The following is a 14,439-nucleotide window of genomic DNA, read 5'->3' on the forward strand; positions in this document are numbered from 1 at the left end:
GTGCCACAATCCGGTGAGATCCGACTCCCTCTGACGCCGGCTCAATCGGGTATCTGGTTCGCGCAACGGATCGACTCCGGCAACACGGTCTACAACATCGCCGAGTACCTGGACATTCACGGGCCGGTCGACCCGGACCGCTTCGAGACCGCGCTGCGCCGGGTGGTCGGCGAGACCGACGCGCTGCGCGTGCGGTTCGCGGAGCACGGTGAGATCCCCGAGCAGCGGATACTCCCCGCCGTCGATTTCCCGTTCCCCGTCGTGGACCTGTCCGGCGAGGCCGACCCGGAGGCCGGCGCGCGGAAGTGGATGGACGAGGACCGGGCCCGGCCGATCGATCTGTTCGGCGACTCGCTGTTCACCTTCGCCCTGTTCAGGATCGCCGAGGACCGCTGGTGGTGGTACCACCGGGTCCACCACATCGTGCTGGACGGTGCCGGCGTGGCCATGTTCGCGCCGAGGGTGGCCGAGGTCTACTCCGCGCTGACGGCGGGCACCCCCGTACCGGCGAGTCCCTTCCCGCCGCTCAAAGAACTGGTGGACGCCGCCCGGGCCTACGCCGAGTCCCCGGACCACGCCGACGACGCCGCGTACTGGACCGGGCGGCTCACCGGCGCACAGCCCCCGGTCGGCCTGTCCGGCGGCCGGCAGCACCTGCCCAGCAGCGTGATCCGCCGCAGTGTGACGCTCGGCGCCGACGAGACCGAGGCGATCCGCGGGCTCGCGCGCGAGGCCGGCACCGGCTGGCCGACCGTGGTGGTCGCCGCGCTCGCCCTCTACGTGCAGCGCCTCACCGGCACCGACGAGGCCGTCGTCGGCCTGCCGGTCGCCGCCCGCCAGGGCAAGGGGCTGCGCAACGTGCCCGGCAGCGTGTCCAACCTGGTCCCGCTGCGGCTCGGCGCGGGACCGGACACCCCGGTGGGCGACCTGCTCACCGCCGTCTCCGCCGAGATGCGGCAGGCCGTGCGCCACCAGCGGTACCGGCACGAGGACATGCGGCGCGATCTGCGTCTCGGCCCCGAGCAGCACCTGATCGGACCGCACGTCAACCTGGTCCTGTTCGGCTACGACCTGGACTTCGCCGGACACGGCGCGACCGTGCACAACCTGCCGGGCGGCCCGATCACGGACCTCGCGATCGTGCTGGACACCCGCTCCACCGACGGCGCGCTGCGCTTCGACTTCGACGCCAACGCGGCGCTGTACGACGAGGAGTCGCTCGCCGCGCACCAGCACCGCTTCCTCGACCTCCTCTCCCGGCTGTGCGCCTGCGACCCCGGGACGCCGGTCGGGCGGCTGGACACCGCCACCGACGAGGAACGCGCGCGGGTGCTCACCCCGCCCGTCCCGGTCGAGACCCCCGCCCTGACGCTGCCGGAGCTGTTCGAACGGGTCGCGGCCGAGCACCCCGAGCGCACGGCCGTGGTGAGCGACGGAGTGGACCACAGCTACCGGGAGATCAACGCCCGCGCCAACCGGCTGGCCAGGACGCTGATCGAGCGGGGCGCGGGCCCGGAGCGGTTCGTCGCGCTGGCGCTGCCGCGTTCGGCGGAGATGGTGGTCGCGCTGCTGGCCGTCCTCAAGGCCGGCGCCGCCTACCTGCCGCTGGACCCGGCCTACCCGGCCGAGCGGATCGCGTTCATGCTCGCGGACGCCGCACCGGACCTGGTGCTGACCGACACCGCGCACGCGGAGCGGCTGCCGGACACCGAAGGCGTCCCGCTGCTGGCTCTGGACGACGCCCGCACCGCCGCCGAACTGGCCGCCCGGGCCGCCGGCGACGTCACCGACGCGGAGCGTGCCGCGCCGCTCGACCCGCGGCATCCGGCGTACATGATCTACACCTCCGGGTCCACCGGCCGGCCCAAGGGCGTGGTCGTCCCCCACCGCAACGTGCTGCGGCTGTTCACCGCCACCGAGCAGTGGTTCGGCTTCGGGCCCGAGGACGTGTGGACGCTGTTCCACTCCTACGCCTTCGACTTCTCGGTGTGGGAGATCTGGGGTCCGCTGCTGCACGGCGGCAGGCTGGTCGTCGTCCCGCACGAGGTGAGCCGTTCGCCGGTGGAGTTCCTGCGGCTGCTGGCCGACGAGCGCGTCACGGTGCTCAACCAGACCCCGTCCGCGTTCTACCAGCTCATGCAGGCCGACGAGGAGAACCCCGCGGCCGGCGGCGGTACCGCGCTGCGGTTCGTGATCTTCGGCGGTGAGGCGCTGGACCTGCGGCGCCTGGAGCGCTGGTACGCCCGGCACCCGGACGACGCGCCGGTCCTGGTGAACATGTACGGCATCACCGAGACCACGGTGCACGTCAGCCATGTGGCGCTGGACCGGCACACCGCTGACGGGCGGCCGGGCAGCGTCATCGGCTCCCCCATCCCCGACCTCGGTGTCCACCTGCTGGACGGCGCGCTGCGGCCGGTTCCGCCCGGTGTCGCGGCGGAGATGTACGTCTCCGGCGACGGGCTCGCCCGCGGCTACCACGGGCGCGCCGACCTGACCTCGCACCGGTTCGTCGCCGACCCGTTCGGCCCGCCCGGCAGCCGGATGTACCGCACCGGCGACGTGGCGCGCTGGACGGCGGACGGCGAGCTGGAGTTCGTCGGCCGGGCCGACCAGCAGGTGAAGATCCGTGGTTTCCGGATCGAGCCGGGCGAGATCGAGGCCGTGCTGGAGAGCGTGGCCGAGGTCGCCGGGGCCGCGGTGGTCGTGCGGGAGGACCAGCCCGGCGACAGGCGGCTGGTCGCCTATGTCACGCCGGCCGGCGAGCGCGGCGCCCTCGATCCCGGCGTGCTGCGCGAGGCGGTGGCCGCCGCGCTGCCGGACCACATGGTGCCGTCGGCGTTCGTCGTGCTGCCGCGGCTGCCGCTCACCGCCAACGGAAAGCTGGACCGCGCGGCGCTGCCGGAACCGGAGTCGGTGGCCGGCTCGGCCGGGCGCGCGCCGCGCACCCCGGTCGAGGAGGTGCTGTGCGGACTGTTCGCCGAGGTACTGGGCGTGCCGGGCGTCACCATCGACGACAACTTCTTCGACGTGGGCGGCCACTCCCTGCTGGCCACCCGGCTGGTCAGCAGGATCCGTTCGGTGTTCGGTGTGGAGCTCCAGATCCGGACGCTGTTCGAGGCGCCGACCGTCGCCGCCGTGGCGGACCGCGTCACCTGCGCCGACCACGCCCGCTCCGGCATCGCGCCGCTGCCGCGCCCGGCGGAGATCCCGCTGTCCTACGCGCAGAACCGGCTGTGGTTCGTCGACCGCCTGGAGGGCCCCAACTCGGCCTACAACATCCCGCTGGTGCTGCGTCTGTCCGGGCCGCTCGACCGGGGCGCGCTGCTCGCGGCGTTCGGTGACCTGCTGGCCCGGCACGAGAGCCTGCGCACCGTCTTCCCCGATGTGAAGGGCGTGCCGAGCCAGGTCGTGCTCGACCCGGAGACGGCCGTGGTGGAGCTGCCCTTCTCGGCGATCGGCGCCGAGGAGCTGCCCGTGGCGCTGGCGAGCTGTGCGGCCGGGGCGTTCGACCTGGCCACGGAACTCCCCCTGCACGTGGACCTGTTCTCGCTCGGCGAGGAGGAGCACGTGCTGTCCGTGGTGGTGCACCACATCGCGGCGGACGGATGGTCCCTCGGCGTGCTGGCCCGCGACCTGTCCACGGCGTACGCGGCCCGGCTGAGCGGGGCGGGACCGCGGTGGCGGCCGCTGCCGGTGCAGTACGCCGACTACACGCTGTGGCAGCGTGACACCCTCGGCGACGACCGGGACCCGTACAGCACCATGGCCCGGCAGATCGCCTTCTGGCGTTCGGAGTTGGCCGGCCTGCCGGACGAGATCACGCTGCCCGCCGACCGGCCGCGTCCGGCCGAGGCCGACTATCGGTCCGACGTGGTCGAGCTGCGGTTGCCGGCCGAGCTGCACCGCGGCCTCGCCGACCTCGCCCGGCAGACCGGCACCACCCTGTTCATGACGCTCCAGGCCGGGCTGGCGTCGCTGCTGTCGGTGCTGGGCGCCGGCCCCGATGTGGTCCTCGGCAGCCCGGTGGCGGGCCGCACCGACGACTCCCTGGACGACCTGGTCGGCTTCTTCGTCAACACGCTGGTGCTGCGCACCGATGTCTCCGGCGACCCGACGTTCCGCGAACTCCTGGGCCGGGTCAGGGAGTCGGACCTGGCGGCCTACGCCCATCAGGACGTGCCGTTCGAGCGTCTCGTCGAGGTGCTGAACCCGGAGCGTTCACTTTCGCGCCACCCGCTGTGCCAGGTGCTGTTCTCGCTCCAGAAGAAACTCGACACCGCCCTGGAATTCCCCGGTCTGAGGGCGGTCGCCGAACCGGGCGTGCGCACGATGGCCAAGTTCGACCTGTCCTTCGAATTCGGCGAATGCGTCGGTGAGACGGGAACACCGGACGGTATCGAGGCGGTCGTCGAATTCCGGACGGATCTCTTCGACCGTTCCACTGTGGAATTGCTCGGCGACCGGCTGGTGCGTTTCCTTCAGGCGCTCGTCGCCGAACCGGACGCCCCGGTGCGGGGGCTGGACATGCTGTCGCCGGCCGAGCGGCGGCGGCTGCTGCACGAATGGAACGACACGGAACGGGACGTCCCCGCGGGGACGCTGGTCGAGCTCCTGGAGCGGGCGGCGGCGGAGCATCCGGACGCGGTGGCGGTGTGCGACGGGCCGCGGTCGATGACGTACCGCGAGGTGCACGAGGCCGCCAACCGGCTCGCGCGGGAGCTGATCGCCCGGGGCGCGGGTCCCGAGCGCGTGGTGGCGCTCGGCATGCCGCGTTCGGCGGAGCTGATCGTCGCGCTGCTCGCGGTGCTCAAGTCCGGCGCGGCGTATCTGCCGGTCGACCCCGGCCATCCCGTCGAGCGGGTCGCCCTGCTGCTGTCCGACGCCGCTCCGGTGCTGCTGCTGAGCACCGAGGGCGTGCTGGCGGGCTGGCCGCGGGAGGTCCTGGCCGGGGTCCCGGCGCTGGCGCTGGACGCCCCCGGCACGGTGGAGGCGGTCGCGGCCCGCCCCGGCACGAACCCGGTCGACGAGGATCGCGGGGCGCCGCTGCGGGCGGACAACGCCGCCTACGTCATCCACACCTCCGGCTCGACCGGAACGCCCAAGGGCGTCGTGGTGGAGCACCGCAACGTGGTCAACCTGGTCACCTGGGCGGCGCGCGAGATCGGCGCCGACGCCCTGTCCCGGCCGCTGGCGTCGACGTCGCTCAGCTTCGACGTGTCGGTCTTCGAGATCTTCGCGCCGCTGACGGCGGGCGGGCGCATCGACGTGGTGCGCGACCTGCTGGCGCTGGCCGAGCGGGAGGACGGCTGGTCGGGCAGCATGATCAGCGCGGTGCCGTCCGCGCTGGCCGAGCTGATCGGCCAGGACAACGTCTCCGCCTCGGCCGGCCTGGTGGTGCTCGCCGGCGAGGCGCTCACCGGGCGGGCGGTGGCGGACATCCGCGCGGTCATGCCCGAGGCCCGTATCGCCAACATCTACGGGCCGACCGAGGCCACGGTGTACGCGACCGCCTGGTACTCCGACGGCGGGCCCGCGGAGCCGCTGATCGGCCGGCCGGTCGCCAACACCCGGGTGTACGTGCTGGATCCGTGGCTCCGGCCGGTTCCGGCCGGTGTCGCGGGTGAGCTGTACCTGGCGGGCGCGGGTCTGGCCCGCGGCTACCTGGACCGGCCGGCCCTGACCGCGCAGCGGTTCGTGGCCAGCCCATTCGGGCCGCCCGGCTCCCGGCTGTACCGGACCGGCGACGTGGTGCGCTGGACCGCGGACGGCGAGCTGGCCTACCTGGGTCGCTCCGACGAGCAGGTGAAGGTGCGCGGTTTCCGCATCGAGACCGGCGAGATCGAGTCGGTGATCGCGTCGGACCCGGCCGTGGCGCAGGTGGTGGTGGTCGCGCAGGAGGACCAGCACCGCCACAAGCAGCTCGTGGCCTACGTCGTGCCCGCCTCCGGGGCCGAGGCGGACACCGCGCGGCTGCGCGAGCTGGTGGCGGCCACCCTGCCCGGCTACATGGTGCCGGCGGCCTTCGTCGCCCTGCGCAGGCTGCCGCTCAACGCCAACGGCAAGCTCGACCGCGGCGCTCTGCCGGCGCCGCGGTTCGCCGGCGGGCCGGGCGGCCGGCAGCCGCGCACCCCGCAGGAGCAGGTGCTCTGCGGTCTGTTCGCGGAGATCCTCGAACTGTCCTCGGTCGGCGTCGACGACAGCTTCTTCGACCTGGGCGGGCATTCGCTCATCGCCAACCGGCTGATCATCAGGATCCAGTCGGTGCTCGGCGTCGACCTCGCGGTGCGCGACCTGTTCGAGGCGCCGACGGTGGCCCAGCTCGCGGAACTGGTCGAGCGGGCCGGGACGGCCAGGCCCCGGGCGGTCCCGATGCCGCGCCCGGACCGGCTGCCGGTGTCGTTCACCCAGCAGCGGCTGTGGTTCCTCAACCGTCTGGAGGGTCCGAGCCCCACCTACAACCTCGGTGTCTCGCTGCGCTTCACCGGCCGGATCGACCGCGACGCCCTCTACGAGGCCCTGCACGACGTCATGGCCCGGCACGAGAGCCTGCGCACGGTCTTCCGCGACCACGACGGCGTACCGGTCCAGTGCGTCGTCCCGGAGCGGGAGGCCCGCCTGCGGATCCCGGTGACCGAGCTGACCGAGCCTGAACTGGACACGGCGCTGACCGCGGCCGCCCGCCGGGGCTTCGACCTGGAGAACGAACTGCCCGTCCGGGCCCAGCTGTTCGTGCTCAGCCCCACCGAGCAGGTGTTCCTGGTCCTGGTGCACCACATCGTGGCCGACGGCTGGTCGTTCGCGTCGCTGGTGGGCGATCTGTCCACCGCCTACGCCGAGCGGCGTTCGGCGCGCGCCCCCCAGTGGGCGCCGCTACCGGTGCAGTACGCCGACTACACGCTGTGGCAGCGGGAGGTCCTCGGCGACCTCACGGACCCGGACAGCGTGCTGGCGCGGCAGATCGGCTACTGGAAGGACACGCTGGCCGGGCTGCCGGACCAGCTCGACCTGCCGGCCGACCGGCCCCGCCCGGCGGCCCCCAGCCACGACGGCGGATTCGTGCCGATCACCGTCGGACCCGAGGTGCACGCACGGCTCCTTGAGATCGCCCGCGGCAGCGGCGCCAGCCTGTTCATGGTGATGCAGGCCGCGCTGGCCGCGCTGCTGAACCGGCTGGGCGGCGGCACGGACATCCCCATCGGCACCTCGGTCGCCGGGCGGGGCGACGAGTCGCTGGTCGACCTGATCGGCTTCTTCGTCAACACCCTGGTCCTGCGCAACGACCTCAGCGGCGACCCGACCTTCCGGCAACTGCTCGGCCGGGTGCGCGAGGCGGACCTGTCCGCGTACGCCCACCAGGAGGTGCCGTTCGAGCTGCTCGTGGAGACGCTCAGGCCGGAGCGCTCGCTGTCCCGGCACCCGCTGTTCCAGGTGCTGCTGAACTTCGAGAACACCCCCGAGATGGAGCTGGGCTTCCCCGGGGTGCGCACCCGGCTGCACCCGGTGAACACCGAGGTCGCCAAGTTCGACCTGTCGTTCTCCGTGCGCGACCGTTACGCCGACGACGGCTCCCCGGCCGGCATCAGCGGCCTGCTCAACTACAGCGGCGACCTGTACGACCGGGCCACCGCGGAGGACGTCTCCGCCCGGCTGAGCCGCCTGCTGGAGTCCGTCGCGGCCGATCCGGCGCAGCGCGTCAGCGAGTTGGACCTGCTGGGCGAGGCCGACCGCCACCGCATCCTCGCCCTCGGCGTCGGTGAGATACGCCCGGAGGTCCCGCCGACATTCGTCGAGCGGTTCGAGCGGCAGGTCGCGACGACCCCGGACGCCGTCGCCCTGGCCTGCGGGGAGGAGCAGGTGACGTACCGCGAACTCAACGAGCGCGCCAACCGGTTGGCCCACCACCTGATCGCGCGCGGTGTGGGCGCGGAGGACTGGGTCGCGGTCGCCCTGCCGCGCACCCCGCAGTTGGTGGTCGCCCTGGTTGCGGTCCTGAAGGCGGGCGCCGCCTATCTCCCGCTCGACCCGGACTACCCGCCCGAGCGCATCGAGTTCATGATCGAGGACGCCTCGGCCATGCTGCTGCTCACCGACGGCGCCATCGGCGCGGGCCTCCCGGACTCCGACGGCCTGCCGCGGTTGCTGCTGGACGAGCCGGACACCGTCGAGGCCGTGGCCGGCCGTCCGGTCACGGATCCGACCGACGCCGACCGGCTGCACCCGGTCCATCCGCACCACTCCGCGTACGTCATCTACACCTCGGGATCCACCGGGCGCCCCAAGGGTGTGCTGACCGAACAGCACTGCCTGAGCGACTACTTGCGGTGGAGCACGTCGGGCTACCCGAGCACCGTGGGAGCGGCGGTGCTGCACAGCCCGATCTCCTTCGACCTGACGGTGACGGCGCTCTACACGACGCTGTCCGTCGGCGGCACGGTGATCCTGGCCACCCTGGACGACGGCGATCCGCGGACGCTGGCGGCCCTGGAGCGCACGCCGTGCACGTTCCTCAAGGCCACCCCGAGCCATCTGTCGCTCCTCGAGGCGCTGCCCGACGCGTTCTCGCCCCGCCGCGAACTGATGCTGGGCGGCGAGCTGCTGCTCGGCGAGACGCTGACCGAGTGGCGTGCGCGCTTCCCCGAGGCGCACATCTACAACGGCTACGGGCCCACCGAGACCACGGTCAACTGCACCCAGCACGTGATCAGGGCCGGCGAACCGGTGGACAGCGGCCCGCTGCCGATCGGCCGTCCCATGCCCAACACCTGGCTGTACGTGCTGGACGCGTCCCTGCGGCCGGTGCCCATGGGCGTGGCCGGCGAGCTGTACGTGGCGGGCGAGGGCATCGCCCGCGGCTATCTGCACCGGCCGACGCTGACCGCCGAGAGGTTCGCGCCCAACCCGTTCGGCCCGCCCGGCTCCCGCATGTACCGCACCGGCGACGTCGTGAAGTGGACCCCGGACGGCGAGCTGTACTTCCTGCGGCGCGTCGACGACCAGGTCAAGATCCGCGGCTTCCGGGTGGAGATCGGCGAGATCGAGAACGCGCTGCTGCGCCGGGCGGGCGTCGCCCAGGCCGCCGTCGTGCTGCGGGAGGACCTGCCGGGCGACCAGCGCCTGGTCGCCTACCTGGTGCCGGACGGCCCGCTGGACAGGGCCGAGGTCGCCCGCGAGGTGGCCGGGGACCTGCCGGACTACATGGTGCCCGCGGCGTTCGTGGTCCTGGACGAGCTGCCCCTCAGCCCCAACGGCAAGGTCGACCGGCGGGCCCTGCCGGCGCCGGACCACCACTCCCCCGCCGCCACCGCCGGCCGCGCACCGCGCACACCGCAGGAAGAGCTGCTGTGCGCTCTGTTCGCGCAGATCCTGAACGTGCCCGCGGTCGGCGTCGACGACAACTTCTTCGACCTGGGCGGCCACTCCCTGCTGGCCACCCGGCTGGTCAGCAGGATCCGCTCGGCCTTCGGCACGGAACTCCCGATCCGGGCGCTGTTCGAGAGCCCGACCGTCGCCGCCCTGGCCGGATCACTGCGCGAGGCTCCGCAGGGACGGCAGGCACTGCGCGCCGCCCCGCGGCCGGCGCACCTGCCGCTGTCGCACGGCCAGCGGCGGCTGTGGTTCCTGAACCGCCTGGAAGGCCACAGCGCCACCTACAACCTGCCCATCGCGCTGGACCTGGACGGTCCCGTGGACGCCTCCGCGCTGCGCGCCGCGCTCGCCGACGTCGTCGCCCGCCACGAGTCGCTGCGCACCATCTTCCCCGAGCGGGACGGCAGTCCGTACCAGGTGGTGCTCGACCCGTCGGTGGCCGCACCGGAGTTCACCGTGCTCGACGTCGCGGCGCGCGAACTGGACGGGGAGCTGCGGCGCATCGCGGGTCGGGGCTTCGACCTGACGGTCGAACTGCCGCTGCGGGCAGCCCTGCTGCGGGTCGGCGAGCGGGAGTCGGTGTTCGTGGTGGTGATGCACCACATCGTCGTCGACGGCTGGTCGACCGGGCCGTTCGGCCGGGACCTCGCCACCGCGTACGCCGCCCGGCGCGCCGGCACGGCCCCCGCGTGGACGCCGCTGCCGGTGCAGTACCCGGACTACATGCTCTGGCAGCACACGGTGCTGGGCGACGAGGACGACCCCGGCAGCGTGGCCGCACGGCAGTCGGCGTACTGGCGCGAGGCGCTGGCCGGACTGCCGGACGAGCTGAGCCTGCCGGTGGACCGGCCGCGCCCGGCGACCCCCTCGTACCGCGGCGGCTGGGTCACCTTCCGGCTGGAGCCGCGACTGCACCGGGACCTGGCGACCCTCGCCCGCCGCCGCGGGGTCAGCATGTTCATGGTCGTCCAGGCCGGACTGGCGGTGCTGCTGCACCGGCTGGGCGCGGGCGCCGACATCCCGCTGGGCACGCCGATCGCGGGCCGCACGGACGAGGCCCTGGACGATCTGGTGGGCTTCTTCGTCAACACGCTGGTGCTGCGCACCGACCTGTCCGGCGCCCCCACCTTCGCCGAACTCCTGGACCGGGTACGGGAGACCGACCTGGCCGCGTACGCCCACCAGGACGTGCCGTTCGAGCGGCTGGTCGACCTGCTGAACCCCGAACGGGTCATGGCCCGCCACCCGCTGTTCCAGGTGATGGTCAGCCTGCACAACAACCCCGAGGCCGACTACGACCTGCCCGGGGTGTCCGCGCGGCGCCGCATGCTCGACCTGAACACGGCGAAATTCGACCTCAACGTCAATCTGCGCGAGCTGTTCGACGACGACCGGGCGCCCGCCGGGATCGACGCGGTCGCCGAGTACAGCACGGACCTGTTCGACCACGACACGGTGGTGGGGCTGGCCGGACGGTTCACGCACCTGATGGAACGGCTGTGCGCCGAGCCCGACCGGCCCGTCGGCGAGGTGGACGTCCTGACCCCCGCCGAGCGCACCCTGCTGCTGGACGACTGGAACGCCACAGGCGCCGACTTCGGCCCGCACTCGCTGACCGAGGCGATCGAGGCCGCGGCCGCCCGCACCCCGGACGGGGTCGCGGTGGTCGCGACCGACGGTGAGATCACCTACGCCGGACTGAACGCCAGGGCGAACCGGCTGGCCCGGTACCTGACCGGCCGCGGCGCCGGTCCCGAGGTCCGGGTGGCGGTGAGCCTGCCGCGCGGAACGGACCTGGTGGTGGCGCTCCTGGCGGTACTCAAGTCCGGCGCGGCCTACATACCGCTCGACCCCGCCTACCCGGCGGAGCGGGTGCGCCACATCCTCACCGACGGCTCGCCCGCCCTGGTGCTGACGACCTCCGGACTCGCCCGCGAGCTGCCCGTACCGGCGGGAGCGGAGACGGTCGCCGTGGACGACCCGGCACTGCGGGCACGGATCGCCGACCTGCCGGACACCGACCTGCCGGGCACGGCGCACGGCGACCACCCGGCCTACGTGATCTACACCTCCGGGTCCACCGGCCGCCCCAAGGGCGTGGTGGTCACCCGCGCCAACATCGCCAACTTCGTGCGGGACATGCGTGAGCGGCTGCCGGTCACCGAGGCGGACGTCCTGGTGGCGGTCACCACCGTCGCCTTCGACATCGCCGGTCTCGAGCTGTACGTGCCCCTGGTCGCCGGGGCCCGGCTGGTGCTCGCGACCACCGAGCAGGTGCGGGACGTCGACGAGCTGGCCGAGCTGATCACCGGAACGCGCGCCACCGTGGTCCAGGCGACCCCGACGCTGTGGCAGGCGCTGGTGTCGGGGCGCCCGGACGCCCTCGCCGGACTGCGGGTCCTGGTCGGCGGCGAGGCGCTGCCCGCGGGCCTGGCCGCCCGGCTGCGCGAACTGGCCCCCGGTGTACGCAACTTGTACGGACCCACCGAGACCACGGTGTGGTCCACCACCGCCGCACTGGACGACCGGCCCGGCGCGCCGGTGATCGGCCGGCCGATCGCGAACACCCGCGTGTACGTGCTGGACGACCGGCTCGCTCCGGTCCCGGCCGGGGTCGCGGGCGACCTGTACCTCGCGGGCGACGGCGTGGTCCGCGGCTACCTGGGCAGGCCCGGACTGACCGGTGAACGGTTCGTGGCGGACCCGTTCGGCCCGGCCGGCACCCGGATGTACCGCACCGGCGACATCGCCCGGTGGAACACCGCGGGCGAGCTGGAGTTCGTCGGGCGGGCCGACGACCAGGTCAAGGTGCGCGGTTTCCGCATCGAGCCGGGCGAGATCGAGGCCGTGCTCGCCGGCCACCCGGCGCTGGCCCAGGCCACCGTGGTGGCCCGGGCGGACGGCGACGGGAACAAGCGCCTGGTGGCCTATCTGGTCGCCGCGCCCGGCCGGGAGGTGCCGGACGCGGCCGGCATGCGGGAGCACGCGGCGCGCGTTCTGCCGGACTACATGGTCCCGGCCGCGTTCGTCGCCCTCGACGCCCTGCCGCTCACCCCGAACGGCAAGGTGGACCGCAAGCTGCTGCCCGCCCCGGACTTCGCCGTGCTCGTCGGCGACGAGCAGCCGCGCACACCGCGCGAGGAAGCCCTGTGCGAGGTGTTCGCCGAGGTCCTCGGCCTGCCCTCGGTGGGCATCCGGGACAGCTTCTTCGACCTCGGCGGCGACAGCATCGTCTCGATCCGGCTGGTCGGCCGCGCCCGGGCGCGGGGGCTGAGGATCAAGCCGGAGGACGTGTTCGTCCAGCGGACCGTCGAAGGGCTCGCGTCCGTGGCGACCGACGTCCCCGACCTCGTCGTCGAGTCGCCCGATGCCGGTGTCGGCGGTGTCCCGCTGCCACCGCCGGCGCACGCGCTGCGGGAGCGGGGCGGCCCGGTCCGTGCGTACCACCAGACGCTGCTGCTTGACGTCCCGGCGGGTCTCGGCCTCGACCGGCTGCGCGAGCTGGTGGGCATGCTCACCGACCGGCACGACGCGCTGCGGCTGCTGCTCGACCGTCACGAGGGCGGCCGGGACGGCGAGGACGGCGCCCGGTGGAGCCTTCAGGTCCGGCCTCCCGGCACGGTGGACGCCGACGAGCGGGTCGCCCGCGTGGCGGTCGACGGACTGGACGCGGACGAGCTGGCCGCCGCGGTGCGCGAGCACACCGGGCGGGCGGCCGACCACCTCGACCCGGAGACCGGCGACGTCGCCCGGTTCGTCTGGTTCGACGCCGGGCCCGGACAGCGGGGCCAACTGCTGGTGGCGCTGCACCGGTTCGCCGTGGACGGGGTGTCCTGGCGCCTCCTGCGCACCGAACTCGCCACCTGCCTGCGTGTGGTGACCGGGGAGAGCCGGGACGCCCCGCGCCCGGCCGGCACCTCCTACCGCCGCTGGGCGCAGCAACTGGTCGCCGCGGCGCAGGACCCCGAACGCGAGCGCGAACTCGACTGGTGGAAGGCGACGCTCACCGCCGCGGAACCCCGGCTCACCGACCGGCCGTCCGACCCGGACGCCGACGCGTCCGGCGTCCTGGGCACGCTGCGTCGCACGCTGCCTGCGGCGCGGACGGGACCGCTGCTCGACCGGGTGCCCGCCGCGTTCCACTGCGATGTGGACGACGTGCTGCTCACCGCGCTGGCGCTGGCCGTCCCGCACTGGCGGCGCCGGCATCTGCGGGACCACCTCGGCGGCACGAGCGTGCTGGTGGACCTGGAGCGCGACGGACGCGAGCCGTTCGCCGAGGGCCAGGACCTCTCCCGCACCCTGGGCCGGTTCGCCGCCGCGCACCCGGTGCGCCTGGACGCCGGTGCCGTCGACCGGTCCGAGCTGACCGCGGGCGGCACGGCCGTGAGCAACGCGGTCAAGGCGGTCAAGGAGCAGTTGCGCGCGGTGCCGGACGGCGGTGTCGGCTACGGCATGCTGCGGTACCTCAACCCGCGTACCGCCCCTGTGCTGGCCCAACTTCCCCCGCCGGACATCGGCTACACCCACCTCGGCAGGCTCGACGAGGCCGCGCCCGCCGAGTGGCCGGTGTCCGCCGGACCCACCGAGCGGGCGCCGGAGGCAGGGCACGCGCTGGAGCTGACCGCCTCGGTCGTCGCCGGTCCCGAGGGGCCGTGCCTGACCGTGACCTGCGCCTGGCCGGGCGAACTGTTCGGCGAGGCGGCCGTACGCGAACTGGTCGACGACTGGTTCGGCGCGCTGGAAGCCATCACCACCCGCTGCGAGGCCGCGGACGCGGGCGGGCACACCCCGTCCGACCTGTCCCTGACCGGTCTCGACCAAGGCGACATCGACGTGCTGGAAGCTGACGGAAGGTACTTCTCCTCATGACGAAGCCGGGGTTCCAGGACGTCCTTCCGCTCTCGCCCCTCCAGGAGGGCCTGCTCTTCCACACCGTCTACAACGAGCGCTCGCTCGACATCTACACGGCGCGACTCTGCCTCGACCTCGAAGGCGAGCTGGACGCCGGGGCGTTGCGGGCGTCGGTGGCGGGCCTGCTGCGCCGGCACCCCAATCTGCGGGCCGCCT

General features: G+C 73.6%; 2 protein-coding genes (1 of these 2 running past the window's edge). Both read left to right on the forward strand.

Annotated elements, in window-relative coordinates; genetic code table 11:
• A complete protein-coding gene (locus ACF09J_RS29320) occupies positions 1-14,241 on the forward strand; it encodes an amino acid adenylation domain-containing protein (protein ID WP_392308454.1) in 14,241 nt (4,746 codons plus the stop codon).
• Positions 14,238-14,439, forward strand: partial view of an amino acid adenylation domain-containing protein gene (locus ACF09J_RS29325; protein ID WP_392308455.1) — the beginning only. The gene runs 13,970 nt beyond the window's last position; the window shows 202 of its 14,172 coding nt (coding positions 1-202); the start codon lies at positions 14,238-14,240; the stop codon falls past the right edge of the window. The genes ACF09J_RS29320 and ACF09J_RS29325 overlap by 4 nt, the downstream gene beginning before the upstream one ends.

The organism is Streptomyces sp. NPDC014889, assembly GCF_043081205.1.
In the GTDB taxonomy this organism is placed as follows: Bacteria; Actinomycetota; Actinomycetes; order Streptomycetales; family Streptomycetaceae; genus Streptomyces.